The organism is Methylophaga sp. UBA2012 (assembly GCF_002335235.1).
Classification (GTDB): domain Bacteria; phylum Pseudomonadota; class Gammaproteobacteria; order Nitrosococcales; family Methylophagaceae; genus Methylophaga; species Methylophaga thalassica.
Genome location: NZ_DDCG01000018.1, coordinates 73,374 through 94,386, shown reverse-complemented (window position 1 = coordinate 94,386; position 21,013 = coordinate 73,374). Strand labels below are relative to the sequence as shown.

The window sequence follows — 21,013 nt, the reverse complement described above, 5'->3', positions numbered from 1 at the left end:
CGGATTAAAAGTCCGGTGCTCTACCAACTGAGCTAACGGCCCAAACCAAGCGGCATATAATACCGTTTTCTAAATAAATGACAACCCTTTTGATGTATTTTTTTTAAATTAATTGTGAGGTGTCTATGCTCAGCATTGCTAAACCTGATGAAGCGACACTAAAAACCGCTTTAAATAACGCCGAATTAATGATCGAAACAGGCCATGATCACCAACATGTTGCTCAAGCATTATTATATATGGATGAAAGAAACCATCTCATGAGCAATATTGTGAGCGCAGTAGAAAACTATTTTCTATTGGAGAATAGCGAACAGGCCAGAAGTGATTTATTAGCAGCGTTTAAACGTCTCAAAACATTTGAGATTGAATCAGCAGCAGAAATAGAGGCTGAATTAACCTTAGATCAGTCTTGATAAGGTGTTGGATCAGTTATGCCTGCTTGTCTGAAACCTTCTTTGCGGAATCGGCAAGAATCACATTCACCACAAGCGCGGCCTTCATTATCAGCTTGATAGCATGACACCGTGAGACTGTAATCCACGCCTAAGGAAATACCTTTTTCAATAATGGCCTGTTTACTTAAATCTATTAGTGGAGTCTCAATCGTTAATTTATGACCTTCCACACCTGTTTTTGTTGCTAAATTGGCCATCGTCTCAAAAGCAGCAATGTATTCAGGACGACAATCTGGATAGCCAGAATAATCCACCGCATTGACACCAACAAAGATGGCATCCGCTTCTAAAACCTCAGCCCACCCTAATGCAATTGATAAAAATACTGTATTTCGTGCAGGCACATAGGTAATAGGAATGCCTTCTTCGTGCTGTTGTGGAACAGCTATAGACGAATCCGTCAGTGCCGAACCACCAATGGCGGTGAGATCAATATTGATAACTTTATGTTCAGTAATACCCATGGCTTCAGCAAGTTTGGCTGAGGCGTGTAATTCTGCTCGATGGCGTTGACCATAATCAAAGCTCATCGTGAAACATTTATATCCCTGTTGCTGGGCAATCGCCAGCACGGTCGCAGAGTCAAGACCACCGGATAAAAGAATGACGGCTTTTTTCATCGTCCTTTCTCCTCACCCCACAGATATTTATGCATCTGTATTTGCATTCTGACGGGTAAATTGTCTTCAACAACCCATTCAGCAAGCTCAGCTGGTTGTAACTGCCCGTGAATAGGGGAAAACAGTACTTCACATCGTTCATTTAGCAGGTGCTGCTGTAATTTCTCTTTTGCCCAGTCATAATCATCACGGTGACAAACCACAAATTTAAGCTGATCGTGTGTATTTAATAGTTCGATATTTTCATAACGATTTTTACTTTCTTCTCCTGAACCCGGTGTTTTCAGGTCCATAACGCGGCTGACACGTTTATCGACTTTACTTATATCCATGGCCCCACTGGTTTCCAATGACACCTCATAACCACAATCACACAATGCTGTTAATAGAGGTATACAGTTCGGCTGAGCGAGGGGTTCACCACCGGTCACACAGACATATCGTGGATTAAACGCAGCGACTTTGGCCACAATATCATCGAGGTCCATCTTTTCACCGCCATGAAATGCATACTCAGTATCACAATAACCACAGCGAAGCGGACAGCCTGTCAGCCTGACGAACACAGTCGGCAATCCCACTGTACGGGACTCCCCCTGTAGAGAATAAAAAATTTCCGTTATACGACATTGTGCCATAAAATTACCGGCTCACTGTCTTAATTAGATTGCTGATTAATACGTTCTAACCTGGCTTTTGCAAGTCTGGCTGCAGAACTATTTGGGTACTTTTCTACCACTTGATTCAACGTAGCTTCAGCTCGTTGGCTATCACCCATTTCCTGTTCGCTAAACCCTCTTTTCAAAAGCGCATCTGCTACTTTTGAGCTCGTAGGATATTCATCAATAACGATTTGGAAAAGTGCAGCCGCATCAGCAAACTGTCTTAATACATATTTTGCTTCACCTTGCCAATAATAGGCATTAGGTAAATACACACTGCCCGGATATTGTTCAGGGAATTTTGCTAAGGCATCAATTGCCTGTTGGTATTGACCGCTTCGCAGCGTTTGCAGGGCAGCTTGATAGGCGGCCTCACCATTTTCAACAGCGACTGGTGCTGCATCAGTAGGAGATGGCTCATCAGTTGTTTCATTAATACCAGCATTCGCCATTGAAGTATCTGCTGGCTCATCACTGCTTACTGAGTTACTGGCATTCGTAGAGGCATTGTTTTCTAATTTTTGCAGGCGATCGTCTAAGTCAATATACATTTCTTTCTGACGTTTTTGCGCTTGCTCTAGTTCATGCCTTAATGTTTCATTGTCACCATTAAGACGTTGAATTTCATTTTGTAACTGATCAACACGAGTAATCAGGTTCATCAGCCCCTGGCCTTGAATGATTCGCTCCAGCCTTTCTACACGCTGCTGAAGTGGCTCTGTCTCTGCCCAACTAATATTGGGCAGAGTAACAGCCAGAATCACGGCACAAATGAATTTTCTTTTGCCGTTAATCTGCATTTTTCTATCGACCTAAATAAACAATTTCTACACGACGGTTTTGCGCCCATGCAGATTCATCAGAACCATCAACTGCTGGTCTTTCTTCACCAAAACTTGTTACTTGGAATTGACTAATGTCAGCACCTTGTAACATTAAAATTTGACGAATAGATAAAGCACGGCGTTCACCTAATGCAAGGTTATACTCACGCGAACCACGTTCGTCAGTATGACCTTCTAATCTGACTGTCACATTAGGGTGTTTCGCTAAATAAGCAGCGTGTGCTTGTAATGTTGCCTGATCTTCCTGGCGAACATTCGCACTGTCGTATTCAAAATACACCACACGGTTAGATAATGGATTTGAAGGATCATTCAACTCATTACCTTGGTAACCATCTTCACCCACAACAACCTGAGTTTCTGAGCCGTACTCACTACCGTCAGCATTCCCTTGTCCATTAACACCTGATGTTTGTGCGCTCAGATCCTCTACAGCCACATCACCTTCATTCATACCTTTATTCGGTGTTGAACTACAAGCAGCTAACCATAGCAATGGAACTAAGACCGCAAACAATTTTAATTTTTTCATTTAATTGACTCCTATCACTTACTTTTTAAAAGGCGACCATGCCGGTTCACGTACCGCACTACCTGATTCTCCCAGGCGTTGTTTAATTCGGCCATCAACGGACACTGCCGCTAATACACCTCTGCCTTTTTGCTCGGTTGCATATAAAATCATGCGGCCGTTTGGCGCAAAGCTCGGGGACTCATCAGCTCGCGTTTCAGTTAACACCTGAACCGCGCCTGTCTCTAAATCCTGCACGGCAATATGAAACTTACCGTTAACGCCATGCACCATTGTCATCATGCGTCCATCAGGAGAAATATCTGCAGAGGCATTGTAGTTGCCTTCAAAGGTAACGCGTTCAGCACGGCCACCATCTGCATTTACTTTATAAATTTGTGGTCTGCCACCACGATCAGAGGTAAATAAAATCTCACGACCATTTGGCATCCATACTGCTTCAGTATCAATAGCTTGTGAATTGTGTGTCACACGCGACAATTTTCCAGTGCTTAATTCTAAGACATAAATTTCCGGGTTACCGTTTTTTGATAAAGTAACCGCTAATTTTTTGCCATCAGGTGACCAGGCTGGCGCACTGTTCAAACCACGAAAAGAAGCGACTGATTGTCTTTTACCAGTGCTCAATTCTTGCACAAAAATCTCAGATTTTGCATTTTCAAATGTCACATAGGCCAGACGATCACCATCAGGTGCCCAACTTGGCGACATGATAGGTTGTCTAGATTGCAACACCGTTCTTGGACTTGCACCATCTGCATCAGAGATTTGTAAGGCATAACGCTTGCTGCCATCTGCATTCTTAATTTCTGTCACAAAGGCCAGACGTGTTGAAAAGACACCTTTCTCACCGGTCAGGGTTTCATAAACAATATCGGCGATTTGATGTGCAAGGTTACGCATACCGGACGCGGGCACATTATAGCGTTTACCCACCAGTTGCTGTGATTTGTATACATCATACAATTGGAATTGTACTTGATAGTTTTCCCCATCCTGGCTACTAACCTTACCGATTAATAAACCTTCGGAGCGCAATAAACGCCAATCCGCAAAGTTCACCTGTTGGCCTTCATGTGGCTGCGAAATTAACTCACTTTGTTTTAATGGTGCGAAGCGACCACTACTTTTCAGATCATTACTGATAATACTGGAAATATCTTCCGGCGGCGCGAAGCCTTCATTACCAAATGGTACGACAGCAATAGGTAACGCTGCTTCTGAACCACCTGTAATTTCGATTGTTAATAACGCATGTGCCGGCCATGGCACAAAAAACATTAATAGCGCGACTGTTTTTAACCAACGTGTGAACATCGCATCCATCCTCTATTCGGGTTTAAAGATAAATTGAAAATCTCGTAATGCTGCTGCAGCTTTTGGATCTGAAGGCTGCGGTAGCGGTGCTGCTTTATATACAGCTGACTCAGCAGATCGATCAAAGACTGCATTGCCACTACTTTTAACAATTTTCACATTCTTAACATCACCACCGGGTAACAGTGACACTTGTACTGTACATTGAAGTCCTGATTGGACATTTGCCGGCCTTAACCAATAACGTTTTACACGTTGCTGAATCATCAGGCTGTATTGATCAACAACACCTTTTACCCGGCGTGCTTCACGCTCTTGCTGTTCCTGCTCAAGTTGGCGCTGAAGATCAGACTCGGCAGCTTTTCTGCGAGCCTCCTCTTCGGCCTTACGTTTTGCTTCTTCTGCTTTACGTTTGGCTTCAGCTTCGGCTTTGCGTTTTTCTTCCTCTAAACGTTTCTTCTCAGCTTCGGCCTTTTGTTTGGCTTCTTCCGCTTTACGCTTCTCTTCTTCTAAACGTTTTTTCTCGGCCGCCGCTTTTTGTTTTTCTTCTTCTATACGCTTTTTCTCAGCTTCAGCTTTACGCTTTTCTTCCTCTAGACGTTTTTTCTCGGCTTCTACTTTTTGTTTTTCAAGTTCAGCCTGTTTACGCTCAGCTTCAGCTTTTTGTTTACGTTCTTCTTCCAGCTTTCTTTGTTTTTCTGCTTCCAGACGTTTTTGTTCTTCCGCTTCTCTTTGTTTGGCTAGATCGGCAATACGCTGTTTTTCTTCTTCTGCAGCCTTAGCTCTCTGTTCTGCTTCAATACGAGAGCGTTCCTCCATGTCCTGATATTCCTGCTCCTTACGGGCAAGTTCTTTTTGTGTTTCTTCCAACTGCTCCTGCACTTTTTGCTGACGTTCCTGCTCAGCGTTTTTCTTATCTTGCTCAAGCTTTTCGAGACGTGCAACTTCCTGCTCGACAAGGTTTTCATCTAACACGGTTGCCTGAACAATTTCTTTTTGTGGTTCCTGTGCTAATGGTTTTGGCGTTGAAGTCAAATCCATACCAATGATGAACATGGCGAAAAGGACGATATGTAACACCAGAGATGATGCGCCAGCAAAAAGATTGTCGACGATGTTGTGTTTCATAATATTACTGAGCGTTCTCGGTTGATTCTGGCTGCTGGGTAATCAGTCCAACACTGGGGGCACCCGCTTTTTGCAACAGCGCCATTGCAGAAACCACATTCCCATAACTCGCTGCACTATCACCTTTCACCATCACAGGTGTTTTGGGGTTACGACTCAAGACCGCGCTGGTTATTGCCATCAATCTTTCTGGCCCAACAGCTTCATCTTGCTTGTCGCCTACCGCAGCATAAAAGTTACCTTCTGAATCAACAGAAACAACAAAAGGTTCTGTATTTTCTGGTGAGTCAACCGGATTTGCATCTGCCTGCGGCAACTCAACCTGAACCCCCTGAGTCAACATGGGGGCAGTGATCATAAAGATGATTAATAACACCAGCATGACGTCGATATAGGGCACGACATTAATGTCGCTCATCGCCTTGCGTCGTTGTCGTCTGTTTGAATGTACAGCCATGACCTAACCTCGGGGCTAACTATGTTGACGCTGTAAAATAGAAGAAAACTCTTCCAGGAAAGTATCGTAGCGATTGATTAAACGCTCCACTTCGTTGGAGTAACGGTTATAGGCAATAACGGCTGGAATAGCAGCAAACAGACCCATTGCGGTAGCGATCAACGCTTCTGAAATCCCCGGCGCAACCATCGATAACGTTGCCTGCTGTACATTACCTAATGCACGGAAAGAATTCATAATCCCCCAAACCGTACCAAACAAACCGATATAAGGACTGGTAGAACCTGCTGTTGCCAGAAATGGCAGTGAGGTTTCTAATTGGTCAATTTCTCTGGCCAGCGAAATTCGCATCACGCGCTGGGCGCCTTCAAGTACATAGTTACTATCTGTCGAGGTTTTCTTTAAGCGGACAAATTCTTTAAAACCGACTTCAAAGATACCTTCCATGCCCCGGCTAGTGTGTGGCCGTGAGGAAATGTCTTCATAGAGTCGATTCAGCTCGTTGCCAGACCAGAATTTATCTTCGAAGTTATCCGCGTCACGTTTTGCTTTTGCCAACTCGCCTCGCTTACGGAAGATAATCAGCCACGAATAAAATGAAATCATTAATAACACCAGCATCACCAGTTTAACAATCAAACTAGCTTCAGCTATTAAGGTGATAATCGATAGATCAGCAGTCACTATGCAACTCCGTCAAAATAAAATTAGGTATGGGTTTGGGGCGAAATGTCTCTGCATTAAGACTCGCAACTCTGACCAAAGCATCACACAACAGTTCCTCACCGCGATAGATACTCTGCTCAAAAACAATACTGGCACCGGATCTTTTCTGCAGACGGGAGATGACTTGTAAGAGGTCATTAAATACAGCAGGACGCCGATAATTAATCTGCATTGAATGCACAGCAAACAACAAACCTTGTTCTTGCCTGAGTGTACTCTGCTCAACGCCTAACGCTCTTAACCACTCCGTTCTTGCCCGTTCCATAAAGTTCACGTATTGCGAATGATACACGACTCCGCCACTATCGGTATCTTCATAATAAACCCGGATTGGCCAAACAAATTCTTGCATAAAATTATTGGCCGTCCAATGTCAGATCAGGACTTAATCCCAGGTGCAGCCAGGCACGTTTGGTCGCGACACGACCACGTGGAGTGCGCATAATAAAGCCTTCCTGAATCAAGTATGGCTCAAGTACATCTTCTATCGTGCCACGTTCTTCACCAATGGCCGCCGCCAGGTTATCTAACCCCACAGGCCCGCCTTCAAACTTCTCAATAATCGCCAGCAGTAATTTCCGGTCTAACATATCGAAGCCGTAATTATCGACATCAAGTAAATCCAGCGCCTGTCTGGCTATTTCCGCTGTCACCTCGCCGTTAAAACGCACCTCAGCGTAATCTCGAACACGGCGCAGCAAACGATTAGCTATACGCGGTGTGCCGCGTGAACGTCGTGCTACTTCATGAGCACCACTGGCATCTAACTTTACATTCAATATCCGGGCACTTCGTTCAACAATCGTACTTAAATCCTGTGTATTGTAGAACTCCAGACGTTGAACAATCCCAAAGCGATCGCGTAAAGGTGAAGTGAGCGAACCTGCCCGAGTGGTAGCCCCCACCAGCGTGAATGGTTCCAAGTCCAGCTTGATAGAACGTGCAGCAGGACCTTCACCAATCATGATATCGATTTGATAGTCTTCCATCGCAGGATAAAGCACTTCCTCAACGATAGGACTCAGTCGGTGAATCTCATCAACGAACAAAACATCATTAGGTTCGAGGTTAGTCAGTAAGGCAGCCAAATCGCCGGGTCTCTCCAGAACGGGCCCCGATGTTTGGCGAAGATTGACCCCCATTTCATTAGCAATAATATTCGCCAGAGTCGTTTTACCTAACCCGGGTGGCCCAAAAATCAAGGTGTGATCAAGTGCCTCTTTTCGCTGTTTAGCCGCTGAAATAAACAAGTCCATTTGCTCACGGACAACAGGTTGACCAATATAATCCTCAAGCGTAATCGGACGAATTGCACGATCAATACGTTCTTCATCGTTATTGCTCTGTGGAGAAATAAACCGTTCTTCCATGTCAGTTTCTCTGTAATGCTTGGCGGATGATTTGTTCGGTCGTCATACCTTCACTATCAAAGCTACGTAACATTTTATCGGCTTCGTTAGGTTTATACCCCAGAGCCACCAGCGCCTCAATCGCTTCACTTTTGGCACCCGCTGTTGTCATTGGCATTTCCGAAACAATGGTATCAATGCCCATAGCGGAGCTGACTTCTTTAAGTCGGTCACGCATTTCGACAATCAATCTTTCGGCTGTTTTTTTACCTACGCCAGGTAAACGGGTGAGACTGGCGGTATCCCCTTCCTGCACACTACGGGCAAAAGTATCCACATCACTGCCAGAAAGAATCGTTAAGGCAAGCTTGGCTCCCACCCCGTTGACTTTCAATAGACTTCTGAAAAGTAAACGCTCACGTTCAGTCGCAAAAGCATATAAAAGCTGAGCATCTTCTCTGACCACCATATGGGTGAAAAGCATCACTTCTTCATTCAAAGCAGGTAAGTTAAAGAACGTCGACATGGGTGCTGATAACTCATAACCAACACCATGCACATCCAGAACAAGCTCTGGTGGCTGCTTTTCAATAATAATGCCCCGCAAACGTCCAATCATCGACTATATCTTCCCCCGCGCCGAGTGGTGCGCATACCTGCTGGTAATTTACTCTGACTACCACCAATAGCAGAGTGATGTGCATGTGTGAGAGCGCAGGCCAAAGCATCGGCCGCATCCTCTTCGGGTGATTCAGGTAAACTCAAAATCACCGACATCATATATTGAATTTGTGCTTTATTTGCATGGCCATTGCCGACCACGGCTTTTTTTATTTGGGTCGCCGTATATTCTGACACGGTCAATTGCTGATTTACCGCCGCACAGATAGCCGCACCACGGGCCTGACCCAGTTTTAAAGCAGAATCGGCGTTTTTATGTAAAAAGACTTTTTCAATCGCCATCATATCGGGTTGATAACGTTCAATCAGATCCGATAGACCTTCAAAAATTTGCCTTAATCTATCGGCAAACTCGCCATCACCGACCATTAAACGGCCGTTGATGACGTGTTTTATTTTTTTTCCATCAATTTCGATAATGCCAAAACCGGTTTTTCTTGAACCAGGATCAATCCCCAGGATACGCGGCATACCTTATGACATCAGCTATTCAGCTGAGCCATGACCTCATCAGAAAAGTCTGCGTTGGAATACACTTCCTGCACATCATCCAGATCTTCAAATGCTTCGATCATATTGATGGCTTTTTGGGCATCATCGACATCCAGACTGACGGTGGTATCAGGATGCATGGTTACTTGGGCTGATTCAGCTTCCAGCCCAGCAGCATCTAATGCATCTTTGACCGTTGAATAGTCTTCAGGCGAAGTAAACACATCAATAGATCCATCAGCATTAGTCACAATATCTTCAGCACCTGCTTCAAGTGCCACTTCCATCACTGCATCTTCATCAGTGCCACTAGCCAGTGAAATAATGCCTTTTTTGTTAAACAGAAAAGCGACGCAACCATCCGTTCCCATATTGCCACCACGTTTGGTGAAAACATTACGCACAGCAGCGACGGTACGGTTACGGTTATCGGTCATGCAGTCAACCATAATCGCCGTGCCATTTGGACCATAACCTTCATAGCGTATTTCTTCATAGTTAACGCCTTCCAGTTCACCGGCACCACGTTTCGTTGCACGCTCGATGACATCTTTTGTCATGTTCGCGCCTAATGCTTTATCAATTGCAGCACGTAACCGTGGGTTAGAAGCTGGATCACTGCCGCCCATTTTGGCTGCAACAGTAATTTCACGAATCAGCTTAGTGAAGAGTTTGCCGCGCTTGGCATCCTGCGCACCTTTTCTATGCTGAATATTTGCCCACTTACTATGACCTGCCATGTACTTATTTACCTCTTTTATTGCCAGCCTGAACCTCACTGCTCAGGCGAATAGTCCTAAATTATCGAACTAATGTGTTCCAGTTTTTGTAAACATCACTGCGACCATAAACCTGGTCAAAATACATTGCCTGAAGTTTTTCAGTGATGGGACCACGTGTACCCTCACCAATCGGACGGTTATCCAATTCTCTGATAGGGGTAACTTCAGCCGCTGTACCAGTGAAAAAGGCTTCGTCAGCGATATACACTTCATCACGGGTGATACGTTTTTCAACGACTTTCAGGCCAATATCACGTGCCAGCGTCATAACTGTTTCACGGGTGATGCCTTCCAGCGCCGATGTCAGCTCTGGGGTGTACAACACACCATCACGCACCATAAAGAAGTTTTCACCACTACCTTCACAAACAAAGCCTTGTGCATCTAATAATAATGCCTCGTCATAACCACAGCTGACCGCTTCTTGCAGCGCCATCATCGAATTCATGTAGTTACCGTTGGCTTTGGCTTTACACATGGTGATATTGACGTGGTGACGCGTGAACGATGACGTTCTGATGCGAATACCTTTTGTCATGTTTTCTTCACCGAGGTAAGCACCCCAGTGCCATGCAGCAACCATCACGTGTGTGTTTAGATTATCAGCACGGATCCCCATGCCTTCTGAACCATAAAAACACATCGGTCTGATATAAGCTGAATCCAGATTATTTTCACGAACCACAGTACGTTGAGCTTCGTTGATCGTTTCTTTATCAAACGGCATGCCCATACCTAAAATTTTGGCACTGCGGAAAAGACGATCAGTGTGCTCCTGCATACGGAAGATAGCCGTGCCTTGTTCTGATTTATAAGCACGCACCCCTTCGAATACGCCCATGCCGTAATGAAGAGTATGAGTCAGGACGTGGACTTTGGCCTCACGCCACGGTACTAATTCACCGTCGAGCCAGATAACGCCATCACGATCTGCCATTGTTGCTACTGCCATATGCTTTATTCCAAGTTCATTGATTAATCTGAGTCTGATTTCAGGCGTTATCACCTAACCAGCGCTGCCAAATCTGCACAACCTGCTGCGGAAAGTCTTGTAACTGAGTTACCGACATTAATGTGGGTCTATCCTGTAAAACACAGTGGTTGGCTTCGTTCCGATAATAACGATAGGCGTCTGCCAACATTTCCCCTTCAGCGGGTTTAAGCTTTCCGGAAGCCACTAGCGCCCCCAAAATCCTAATATTATCGGTGTAAACGAGTAATTCAGGCAAGTCCATTGACCATGCCAATACTGCATATTGCACCATAAATTCGATATCAGTGATACCACCTTTACCCTGTTTTAGATCAAATAGTTGGCTATCACTCTTATCCAGTTGCTGACGCATTTTCGCACGCATCTCTCTAACTTGCTCCGCCAGCATCGCTTCGTCGCGGGGTCTCGCCAATATATCTTGACGAACATCCGTCACTTTTTGCGCAAGTTGGCGGTCTCCAATCACGTTGCGCGCACGCACCAGCGCCTGATGTTCCCAGGTCCATGCTTCTTTTTGCTGATATTCTGTAAACCCTGATAATGGGCTGACTAATAAGCCAGAGGCACCGCTCGGCCGCAAGCGCATATCCACTTCATAAAGAATGCCGCCAGGAGTTACCGTATTTAACAGGTGAATCATGCGTTGAGCGAGTCGGGTATAAAACACGATTAAATCAACTGGCCGCTCACCATCGGTCATACCTTCCTGCTCATCATCAAAAATAAAGACGAGATCGAGATCGGAACCATACCCAAGCTCCAGTCCCCCCAACTTACCATAGGCAAGAATGGTAAAACCGCACTGCTGAGGATCATCATTATCGGTAACCGGTGGATAACCATGCTTGGCAACCAAGTGTTCCCAAGCGATTCGCCACACTTGCTCCAGAAGAAGTTCTGCAAGTTCTGTTAATTGATCACCGACCCCCATCAGAGGCAACACGCCTGTCACATCCGCTGCAGCCACGTGTAAAGTCGCAATCTGACGAAACTCACGCAGACGATTCATTAATTGCTCTAAATCATCAGCATCAACGGATGATAAAAATTGCAGTAACTGTATTTTTAGCTCTTCTTTTTCAGGGACTTCATAAAGTGAGCGAGGATCGAGCAACTCATCCAGCAACACAGGGTATTTTGCCAACTGGGTACTGATTAGAGGACTAGCAGCACAGAGCTTGACAAGTTGCGATAATGCCATCGGGTTTTCTACTAATAGCGCCATATAGGCACTACGACGCATAATAGATTCCATCAATGGCATTAAGCGTGGCAAACACGCATCAGCATTCTCGACATTGCCTGTCGCTTGCAATAACAGCGGTAATAATTTTTCCAACCGTTGCCTGCCGGTTTGACTCAAATTTCGGCAGATATGCAGATCAAGCAATTTATCGACAACAGCCAATATTTCAGCAGGGTCGTCGTAACCACATTGTTCAATAAACGATAACTTTTCTTCAGGCTGAGCATTGAACAAAGAAATCTTTATGCCAGCACCATCATCTCCGGCTTGCGGCGCTGTCAGCAACTGGTCAAAATGCTCTTGTATCTGTTGCCGATAGTCTTTGAGTACTGAATAAAAACTCCGCCAATCGTCAAAGCCCATACTTTGTGCAAGTCGGTATCTTGATGCGTCATCACTGGGCAAAATATGGGTTTGTTGATCGGCCCAGGCCTGAATACGATGCTCTGTTCTGCGCAGAAATTCATAAGCACGTTTTAACTGGTTTACCGCATAAGTGGACAATAATTTTCTATCCGCTAATAAATCGAGAATGGTCAGAATAGGTCGTTGTTGCAGGGGCCGATCACGCCCGCCATAAATTAGCTGGAAAACCTGGCCAATAAATTCAACTTCACGGATACCACCTGCGCCCAATTTGATATTGTCGTCCATGCCACGGTGATGCATTTGCCCAGCAATCATTGACTTCATTTCACGTAATGAGTCAAACATGCCGTAGTCTAAATAACGCCGATAAACAAAGGGACGCAACATATCTGAAAGGGCTTTTTTATCGGCTTCTTTGCCGGTGATAGCCCGAGCTTTAATCATGGCATAGCGTTCCCACTCTCGTCCTTGAGTCTGGTAATACTCTTCCATCGCGTCAAAACTCGAGACCAAGGCACCGCTTTCGCCAAAGGGGCGTAGCCGCATATCCACACGAAAGACAAAACCATCGACGGTCTGGTTATCCAGCGCCTGAATTAATTTCCGTCCTAATCGAACAAAAAACTCACTATTGCTCAGCGGTTTTCTGCCCCCTTCGGTTTCCCCTTCTTCTGGATAAGTGAAGATAAGATCAATATCGGATGACAGATTCAGCTCTCCCGCCCCCAGCTTACCCATCCCTAGCACAATCATCTGTTGTTCATGACCATCTGACCCTCGGGGCACGCCATTAATCTCAACTTGCCATTGATATAGGATGTCCAATGTCTGTTGGATACAGACATCTGCCATCGTCGAAAGATCTGCCATGGTCTCGGCTAAATCAGCCAAACCGGCCAGGTCCCGCCAGATAATGCGTACCATCATCCATTGCCGGAAATAGCGTAATTTCTGATGTAACTGCTCCTCAGTTGTGACGCCTTGCAGCATGGAAGCCAACTGCTGAGCAATCTCATCCTGAGAAAGCTTTTTTTGCAGTTGTTGTGATTCAAGCAACTGCATCAGCATCGTTTCCTGTCTCTGCCCCCAGTGATTAACATAATCACTTGCCGCTAACACTTTTTGTGCTTCATTGAGCAGCTCTGGGTAAGTCTTTAAGGCATGCTGCCAAGGTTCTGGCAAAACAAATGCTGAGGACATAAACACTCCGGATAACGATGAGAAAAGCATTACTTTAACCTATGGTTACGTAAAGCCAAATGTCCTTCGAAAAAAATGGGGATGGACACTTGAATAGGCTTATTGCCTTGCACACAATCTTATTTGTGTTATTTTGAATCGGGTTATTGATTGCCTCGGGGTAGTCATCAACACCAATAAAATTAATGAGGAGTAAGACATATGGATTTTTTTAGACGTTTTAACAAAGTCATTCCGGTTTTATCAATCATGGCTTTTTTGAGTATCTACATGGCACCTGTTCATGCAGCAATGATCGATAACCAACAACTTATTACTCAATCTCAAAGTGACATCACAAAACAAGAAGTGTTACAGCAACTTGACCGCCAGGAAGTCAAACAACAATTATTATCTATGGGCGTTGACCTGAATGATGCGAAAGCACGTATCAATCAAATGAGTGATCAGGAGCTGGCACAGTTAGCACAAAACTTTGATGAGATGCCTGCAGGTAGTGGCATTATTGGAGCCATTCTCGTTGTATTTATCGTTTTAGTGATTACTGATATGCTGGGTGCAACCGACGTATTTGGATTTGTACATGATATTAATCACTAAACAATCATTTTTTAGTGAATTCAAAAACGCCAGACTTTCTGGCGTTTTTTTTATTCTGCTTTTCTTATCTGCTTGTGCCAGTGCACCACAAACCAAAGATTTACTGAACTCACCACCTGCTAACATTCCGCTACAACACGAACTCACAGAAACAGCCTTTTTTCCTCAGGAAGAATACCAATGTGGACCTGCAGCACTGGCGACTATATTAACGTCTGAAGGTATTGATGTAGTTCCTCAGGATTTAACAGCCAAAGTCTATCTGCCTGAGAAAAAAGGCAGTTTACAGGTAGAAATGATCGCAACGGCACGTAGCTATCAGCTGATGCCATATAAACTTAATCCTGATATCAAAGCCATCATTGAAGAAGTTAATTCGGGCAGACCTGTATTGGTTTTCCAAAACCTGGGCCTAAACTGGTATCCCGTATGGCATTACGCCGTCGTTATTGGTTATGAATTAGACAATCAATTACTTATCTTGCGTTCAGGCACCGAAAAAAGACATCAGGTAAGTTTTCAAACCTTCGAACGTACCTGGCAAAGAGGCCGCTACTGGGCCTATGTTTTCGTAAAACCCAATGAAGTCCCTGTCACCGCCAATCTTCTTAGTTATACCCGTGCAGCTGATGCTTTAATGCAAGTAGGGCAAGATAAGAATGCCTTATTGGCACATAAAACCGCCACACAGCAATGGCCAGATCAGACCTTATCACATATGGCTCTGGGTAATGCCGAGTTCAAAGCTGGACACTACAAGGAAGCTGGATTAGCTTTTGAGAATGCGATAAGAGTTGCCCCGGAAAACGCTCAGGCATGGAATAATTTGAGCTATGCATTAATGAAAAATAATTGCCGTTTTGCGGCGACTCGCGCCATCGTCTGTGCCACCAGAATAGCTCCTGACGATGACAATTTAAAAGACAGTCTGCAAGAAATTATCGGACAGCGATCAGTGCCTGGCGGTCAGTGTGAAATTCCAACGTGCCCTGAGTTTTAAAGGATCAACCATGTTAAGTCGTCTGTTCGTGTTGCTACCTTTATTCATTAGTTTCCCTGTTTTTTCTCATACAGAAACTGACTGCGCATCAGCCTTTACTACACTGGAAATTAATGCGTGTCTTAATGAAGAAATTCAGCAAAAACAAGACATCATGGAACATTATCTGGCGGCGGCAAAACAACGTTATCACGATGAAACTCAAGTCATAGAAGCGATTGAAACAGGGCAATCCGCCTGGGAGGCTTATAAAAAAGCTTATTGCGACAGCATTTACATCATTTGGATGGACGGCACTATTCGTGTTGCCATGTCGCTTGGCTGTCAGATAAAACTGACTGAGATAAGAACACATGAAATCTGGTCGAGCTATCTCACTTATATGGACAGTACTCCAGCTATCATGCCTGAACCAGAATTAACGTATGAGTAAACTCATTGCCCAATCATGATGAGCTTGCCGGTTTTCGGATCGCGATAAACTTGACCAACTGACTCGTATCCATCAGCCCCACCCTGCATTCCCTCCGGCATCTGCGGTAACTCTTTCATCGACTGTAATTCCGTCAAGGCATGATCTGCCTGACTTTTCTCTGCCTGGAAATGGTCTTGTAACTGACTGCTCATTGAGATCAATGCCGCGATCAAACCGCAGGCAAACACCAACATTAAGTCTAATAGATTGGCCATAGGGCCTAATGGCTCATCATCATTGCCATCAAAACGACTGTTGCGCCAACGTCTAGCCATGAGCTTGTTCCATTGAGGTCAACACCTCATCATACCAGCGGCGTCTCAATCGCCCTAAAACAAAACCGATAATGCCGACAAACAAACCCAACACCGTAGTATCAAATGCCACACTCATCGCCGTGGTTAAAATGCTTAATTCGCCATTACCCAAGGCTGATAAGCCGGGGCCAAGAGGAATAAGCGTTCCCATCAATCCCAGCATCGGAGCAATTCTCGCTAAAAAGTCGCTACGTTCGATACGTTTAAACGCTAAGGTTTCAAACGCGTCAGTTTGACCAGACTGTTGCCACTTTTTTAAACCAGAAAAACGCTCGGCCAGTGCAATACCAATATCTATAACGCTTAAGGCAGCAAACAACATCAGCGCCCAAATGACCGGTTCCAGCAAAAACCCCACTAAGTGATGCATCACACCTATCGACTGTGAACTCAACATAACTTACTCCTTAGCCTTTGAAACAGGTGCACGCGCCCCTTTTGCGATACCGACCAGTACCAATAACATCACCAGACCTAATAGCAAATACAGCCAGAAACGTTGTTGCTGGTTTTGTTCTTGCTGTTGTTCCTCAGATAAATTTGTTTGCTGTTGCTCAGCCTGAGTCGCTGTTTGCTCAGTGACCTCAGCAATATGGCTTGGCGCATTAGGCAAATCCGCTTCTGGCATTTTTGCGGCGTTTAACACCTCAGCTAATTGCTGCTGGTGCTCCGCGTCTAAATAATCATTCAACCAGAGATACATCGGATGTGACGGCGTAGTATGACCACTTCCCGGCAGACCATTTGCTGCAACTAAATCGGTAAACTGCTGTGCCAGATCGTGTAAGGTCGACTCATCTGCCTGCCAAAAACCTTTATATGCCGCGACCAGCATAATCGCGAGCATATTACTTTTTACATGCACATTATGATCTTGTTCAAGGAACTCATCTAAGCCGAGATCCAGACCATCATCGACATACACACGTTTGACTTCATCCCATACCCAGCTTTTCACAATACCGGGATTGGTCACCTGCCAGCCCCATAGATACTCTAAAAACTCACTGCCCATGGTGCGCGCGCCAGCATAACCTTCATTCATCAGAGGTTTAAGCCACTGAGGATTCAAGTAGCGGCCTCGTAATTCGCTCAACAACACACTTTGTAAGGGATCGACCCGTAAATCACTACTATCACTATGTGCCAGAATATAATTATTCGGCGCCTGACCACGGCTGGTTTCAATGGCTAAACTCAGTCCTCCCAGATAATCAAAGGCATCATTGTTATCCATGACGCCATACAGATTACTGCCTCGCCCCAAATAGGTTTGGCCGACATGTTTTAACCGCTGTTGAAACAGGGCCTGCTGTGCCTGGCCGTCCAGCTCTGCGCCATAAGCATGGCCCATGCGATGAATATACGTTTCCGCGACTTGTTCACGATTTTCCCAAGCGCCTGAACGCTCCACCAAACGATTCACTCCCGCGCCATACGCGCCGGGAGGTGCGCCAAAAATACGGTAACTCGCTGTCAGCCCGGCTTCTTGTTCAGATATCCCCGCTCGTAATGCCGCACTGGCATCTGCCACCCAACGAGCGGCTACTTGATTCTGCTCCAAAGATTCGAAACCCGGCTTTTCTTTTACCTGCAAACGTTCCAGGGCAGCATCTAAAGATAATGTTAAAGCAGGATAATCACGGCGAATCAGTCCCGAAGAGGCATCCAAAGCCATTAAGACTGCCTGCTCCAACCACACTAACTGCGAACCATACAAATCACGAAATAAACCCGATGTGGTCAGTAACATATCCCGACGAATACGCGGCGGGTTTGAAGTAGAGTCTGTAGAGCTCAGATCTAAACGCTCCAATCCGCTAAAAATCCCACGGCTATTCCAGGTCGGTTTTACACCTAACATATCGTAGGCAAAGGCGATCATCGCGCCTTCATCACGCACCACATCCGAGGCCCATAACACTAAAGCATCACTGTCCTGTTTAGCATTCGCTGGCGACTCAGCACGGGCTTTTTCAGCTAAAGCAATGCCCACTTTGTAGCCTAACCGAGATGGAATCAAACTATCATCCAGGGCATAGAAATTACGCCCCGTAGGTAAAGCCGATGGTGTGCGAATCGGATCATTGCCTTTACCGGGCTCGACAAAATGGCCGTCCAGCGCAGCCAGTAAAGCCGACATTTCTGCCGCCGGAGATTCCCGTAACAGTGGTTCCCAGTTTTCCGTGGTTTGTTTGCCATTATTCATCGACGTCAGCATGGTTTGAATGGCTTTTTCAGACCAATCACGACCAAACACATGCAAACCTAACGGCATAAAATCTTCTTGCAGTGTGGTCAGGTAATGGCCGATTTCATGCACCAGTAAATCATCATCCACCTGTTCGAACGAACTTAAACCACGTACCCCCAGCTCAGCGGACATATTGGCTGTCAGCTCATCTTCTAAATTCAACTCAGCAACTAACCGTTTCATTTCATCAATCGCTCGGTCACGCATTGCACCGGCATTCACCGGCGCCGACTCATAACTTTCTACTACCTGACGTAGTTCTAATAATTGGTCGTACAACTCCGTACTCGCCAGTGGTGGGGTAAGGTGATCGATCATCACCGCCAAACCACGGCGCTTCGCCTGAATACCCTCGCCAACCCCGTCCACAATGTACGGATAAATACTGGGTAAATCAGCCAGAATCGCTTGAGGATAATCATTTTCCGCCATGCCCACACGATGTCGCGGTAGAAACTCATAAGTGGAATGTCGGCCTAAATGCACTAAAGCATCGGCATGAAACTCATTTCTAATCCATTGATAAAAGGCCATATACTGATGTGGCGGTGGAAATGATAAGTTCGCATGTAATAACTCTTCATTCAGCTCCCAGCCTCTGGGCGGTTGAGGACCAACAAAAATATTGCCAAATTGAATACCGGGAATCAGGATTTTATGATCAAACACCATTACATTACCCGGTGCTTCTCCCCAGCCTCGTACACCTTCAATCCACTGCTGACTAATCGCCGTAATTAATTGCTCAGCCTGCTGCCAATCCATCTCGTCTGAACGTTGCTGATAAAGGATCTGGAGCTGAGTGAGTAATTGCAAAACACGATCCCGACCAGCATGATCTGCCCCATCCACCACATGGCGGATATCTTCCATCACTCTGGCTAATAAGTGTTTTGCAATACTGGGATCTTTTAACGCTTTCGCTTGTTTTAAATTGGCGTGCAATAAACCCAGCGGTCCATTGACCATTTCCTGCTGTAATGACTCCGGTAAGGTATGAAACCAGGACAGATAAGTTTGGCTATCAACAGTATTTACGACGGATGACATGGCGGCCAGTGCTTCATGATCTTCTGGCAGGTTCACACCACGCTGCTGTAATAAGTCTAATAACTCCGCTGATGTTTTTGGCAGTTCACCCGTGTTGTAGCCACTATTGTTGAGTGAATGCAAAATATCGAATAAAGACTCCACCACATTTAAATTATCCGCCCCGATATTGTGACGCCCCGGCGGATGGTTGTAATAAATGATGGCGACTTTTTTATCCTGATTCGCTTTATTCTGCAACTGTTGCCAGCGCTTTAGACGCTGTGACAATAAGCTCACTTGTGAAGCAACTGGCTCAGAAAAAGCGAGTCTGGCACCGGTGAGCTTATCGACCTCAGCAGGTGTCATCGTCGCGACGACCATCGGTTGAGAAAGCCCCTGCAACTCAGGCATAGCGACCCGGTAATGCACCGAATCCCAGCTAATCCCGGCTTCAGACAGTTCCCACTCGGCACGGGTGCTGTCACTTAAACGCATCGCTTTGATAACTGGCACATCCAGTTCTTTTAACTCATCGGTGACCGCTTGCCGATGTTCAGAGCCACCTATTACAAAGTCTTGTAATGATACTATCGAGCTGATCTGTGATTTATGTTGTGTCAGTAGCTTAATCGCAGATAAACTGGCATCCCCCCAGGCAGTAAGCACTGACACACACCCGGTCTTTTCATCAGCTACGTTTTCGCAAACCGCATCCAGCAAAGCCTTTTCTCCGGGTCGTTCCCCCGTTTCATAATCGAGCAATACTACCCACGAAGATTTTGCTGAAAACTCAAACTGCTCTGGTAAGGTGATTTTACCTTGATGATAAAGTCTGAGCTGTGCAGCTAATTGCGGACGCTGAATCGTATCTTCATGTCGAACGATATGATGCAGATGATGGATTAAACCCTGCATATTTTCACTGTTTTTTCCTAGCCAGAAGAATCGCGTGATCAGCCAGGCTTGCTGTTCAGGATGTTGTTCTAGTAGTGATGCCATCCATTGCTCTGTTGATATGGTGGGATCAGGATGTTGCATCAACTTATCAGGTGGCCCGGCTAATAATGCTTTGCCATCAAGACTTGAGGCCATCACCAGACGTTGATCACTATGCAAAGCAATAAGATTATTTAACAAACCTTTTTTGCTATATTCCACCAGTTGATTGGCGGTTTCGCCAAACACACCGCCAGCAAACACTAAATCTGACTGCTGCAATAACTGTGATTGCTTTTGTGTGGATAAATCTTGCCACTGCTCTGTTGTACGTATTTGTACAGAGACGGGCTGTTGCGATGTGTCTTTTAAAAATTCATGTGCACCTGATACCACTTCCGGTACATTCCTTGGCGTCACAATCAGTAAGAGTTGCTCAGCGAATGCTGATGCAGAGAAAAGAAACAGGACTAAACAGAGAACAATTCGGTTATACAAAGCGCTTTCCATCAATATATAAAAACACTGAGCTATCAAACCA

Annotated in this window: 22 protein-coding genes; 4 read left to right on the top strand and 18 right to left on the bottom strand. The window is 45.3% G+C overall.

Going from position 1 to position 21,013, the window contains the following annotated elements:
* Window positions 1-125: 125 nt before the first annotated feature.
* Complete coding sequence (locus B2248_RS13125) at window positions 126-416, top strand: hypothetical protein (RefSeq protein WP_273178375.1); 291 nt, start codon at window positions 126-128, stop codon at window positions 414-416.
* On the opposite strand, the gene queC is transcribed toward B2248_RS13125, so the two are convergent.
* From queC to glnE, 15 genes are all read right to left on the bottom strand, one after another.
* A complete protein-coding gene (gene queC, locus B2248_RS13120) occupies window positions 407-1,078 on the bottom strand; it encodes a 7-cyano-7-deazaguanine synthase QueC (RefSeq protein ID WP_273178376.1) in 672 nt (223 codons plus the stop codon). The genes B2248_RS13125 and queC overlap by 10 nt on opposite strands.
* Window positions 1,075-1,716, bottom strand: a complete 642-nt coding sequence (gene queE / locus B2248_RS13115) for a 7-carboxy-7-deazaguanine synthase QueE (protein ID WP_273178377.1) — start codon at window positions 1,714-1,716, stop codon at window positions 1,075-1,077. The genes queC and queE overlap by 4 nt, the downstream gene beginning before the upstream one ends.
* Before the next feature lie 20 nt (window positions 1,717-1,736).
* The gene (ybgF, locus tag B2248_RS13110) at window positions 1,737-2,540 is read right to left on the bottom strand and encodes a tol-pal system protein YbgF (RefSeq protein WP_273178378.1); all 804 of its coding nucleotides are present in this window, start codon (window positions 2,538-2,540) and stop codon (window positions 1,737-1,739) included.
* Window positions 2,541-2,544: 4 nt separating this feature from the next.
* Window positions 2,545-3,117 carry a peptidoglycan-associated lipoprotein Pal gene (pal, locus tag B2248_RS13105; protein WP_273178379.1) on the bottom strand — a complete coding sequence of 191 codons (573 nt, stop codon included), beginning with the start codon at window positions 3,115-3,117 and terminating at the stop codon, window positions 2,545-2,547.
* An 18-nt stretch (window positions 3,118-3,135) separates the two neighbouring features.
* Window positions 3,136-4,434, bottom strand: a complete 1,299-nt coding sequence (tolB, locus tag B2248_RS13100; protein ID WP_273178380.1) for a Tol-Pal system beta propeller repeat protein TolB — start codon at window positions 4,432-4,434, stop codon at window positions 3,136-3,138.
* A 12-nt stretch (window positions 4,435-4,446) separates the two neighbouring features.
* Entirely contained in the window at window positions 4,447-5,562 is a 1,116-nt protein-coding gene (gene tolA / locus B2248_RS13095) for a cell envelope integrity protein TolA (RefSeq protein ID WP_273178381.1), read from the bottom strand.
* Between the two features lie 4 nt (window positions 5,563-5,566).
* Window positions 5,567-6,019, bottom strand: a complete 453-nt coding sequence (gene tolR, locus B2248_RS13090) for a protein TolR (RefSeq protein WP_273178382.1) — start codon at window positions 6,017-6,019, stop codon at window positions 5,567-5,569.
* Between the two features lie 15 nt (window positions 6,020-6,034).
* Window positions 6,035-6,703: a protein TolQ gene (gene tolQ, locus B2248_RS13085; RefSeq protein WP_007143903.1), complete on the bottom strand. Its 669-nt coding sequence runs from the start codon at window positions 6,701-6,703 to the stop codon at window positions 6,035-6,037.
* Window positions 6,693-7,097, bottom strand: coding sequence for a tol-pal system-associated acyl-CoA thioesterase (ybgC, locus tag B2248_RS13080; protein WP_273178383.1), 405 nt, complete (start codon window positions 7,095-7,097; stop codon window positions 6,693-6,695). Before ybgC ends, tolQ begins: the two co-directional genes overlap by 11 nt.
* A 4-nt stretch (window positions 7,098-7,101) precedes the next feature.
* The gene (ruvB, locus tag B2248_RS13075; protein ID WP_273178384.1) at window positions 7,102-8,115 is read right to left on the bottom strand and encodes a Holliday junction branch migration DNA helicase RuvB; all 1,014 of its coding nucleotides are present in this window, start codon (window positions 8,113-8,115) and stop codon (window positions 7,102-7,104) included.
* A gap of 1 nt (window position 8,116) precedes the next feature.
* Entirely contained in the window at window positions 8,117-8,713 is a 597-nt protein-coding gene (gene ruvA, locus B2248_RS13070; RefSeq protein ID WP_273178385.1) for a Holliday junction branch migration protein RuvA, read from the bottom strand.
* Window positions 8,710-9,246: a crossover junction endodeoxyribonuclease RuvC gene (gene ruvC, locus B2248_RS13065; RefSeq protein WP_273178386.1), complete on the bottom strand. Its 537-nt coding sequence runs from the start codon at window positions 9,244-9,246 to the stop codon at window positions 8,710-8,712. Before ruvC ends, ruvA begins: the two co-directional genes overlap by 4 nt.
* A gap of 11 nt (window positions 9,247-9,257) precedes the next feature.
* Window positions 9,258-10,007 carry a YebC/PmpR family DNA-binding transcriptional regulator gene (locus tag B2248_RS13060; protein ID WP_007143908.1) on the bottom strand — a complete coding sequence of 250 codons (750 nt, stop codon included), beginning with the start codon at window positions 10,005-10,007 and terminating at the stop codon, window positions 9,258-9,260.
* Between the two features lie 61 nt (window positions 10,008-10,068).
* Window positions 10,069-11,001 (bottom strand): branched-chain amino acid transaminase, encoded by a 933-nt coding sequence (locus B2248_RS13055; RefSeq protein WP_273178387.1) that lies wholly within the window; start codon window positions 10,999-11,001, stop codon window positions 10,069-10,071.
* Window positions 11,002-11,041: 40 nt separating this feature from the next.
* Window positions 11,042-13,858 carry a bifunctional [glutamate--ammonia ligase]-adenylyl-L-tyrosine phosphorylase/[glutamate--ammonia-ligase] adenylyltransferase gene (gene glnE, locus B2248_RS13050; protein ID WP_273178388.1) on the bottom strand — a complete coding sequence of 939 codons (2,817 nt, stop codon included), beginning with the start codon at window positions 13,856-13,858 and terminating at the stop codon, window positions 11,042-11,044.
* Window positions 13,859-14,059: 201 nt separating this feature from the next.
* Here glnE and B2248_RS13045 point away from each other — a divergent pair, with 201 nt between their 5' ends.
* From B2248_RS13045 to B2248_RS13035, 3 genes are read left to right on the top strand one after another with little or no spacing between them, the layout of a single operon-like run.
* Entirely contained in the window at window positions 14,060-14,458 is a 399-nt protein-coding gene (locus B2248_RS13045; protein WP_273178389.1) for a PA2779 family protein, read from the top strand.
* Entirely contained in the window at window positions 14,442-15,458 is a 1,017-nt protein-coding gene (locus B2248_RS13040; RefSeq protein WP_273178390.1) for a PA2778 family cysteine peptidase, read from the top strand. Before B2248_RS13045 ends, B2248_RS13040 begins: the two co-directional genes overlap by 17 nt.
* Window positions 15,459-15,468: 10 nt before the next feature.
* Window positions 15,469-15,891, top strand: a complete 423-nt coding sequence (locus B2248_RS13035; protein ID WP_273178391.1) for a lysozyme inhibitor LprI family protein — start codon at window positions 15,469-15,471, stop codon at window positions 15,889-15,891.
* 2 nt (window positions 15,892-15,893) lie between these two features.
* Here B2248_RS13035 and B2248_RS13030 read toward each other — a convergent pair whose 3' ends face one another.
* From B2248_RS13030 to B2248_RS13020, 3 genes are read right to left on the bottom strand one after another with little or no spacing between them, the layout of a single operon-like run.
* Window positions 15,894-16,208: a DUF2149 domain-containing protein gene (locus tag B2248_RS13030; protein WP_273178392.1), complete on the bottom strand. Its 315-nt coding sequence runs from the start codon at window positions 16,206-16,208 to the stop codon at window positions 15,894-15,896.
* The gene (locus B2248_RS13025; protein ID WP_273178393.1) at window positions 16,201-16,647 is read right to left on the bottom strand and encodes a MotA/TolQ/ExbB proton channel family protein; all 447 of its coding nucleotides are present in this window, start codon (window positions 16,645-16,647) and stop codon (window positions 16,201-16,203) included. Before B2248_RS13025 ends, B2248_RS13030 begins: the two co-directional genes overlap by 8 nt.
* Before the next feature lie 3 nt (window positions 16,648-16,650).
* Window positions 16,651-20,970, bottom strand: coding sequence for a cobaltochelatase subunit CobN (locus B2248_RS13020; protein WP_273178394.1), 4,320 nt, complete (start codon window positions 20,968-20,970; stop codon window positions 16,651-16,653).
* Window positions 20,971-21,013 lie beyond the last annotated feature (43 nt).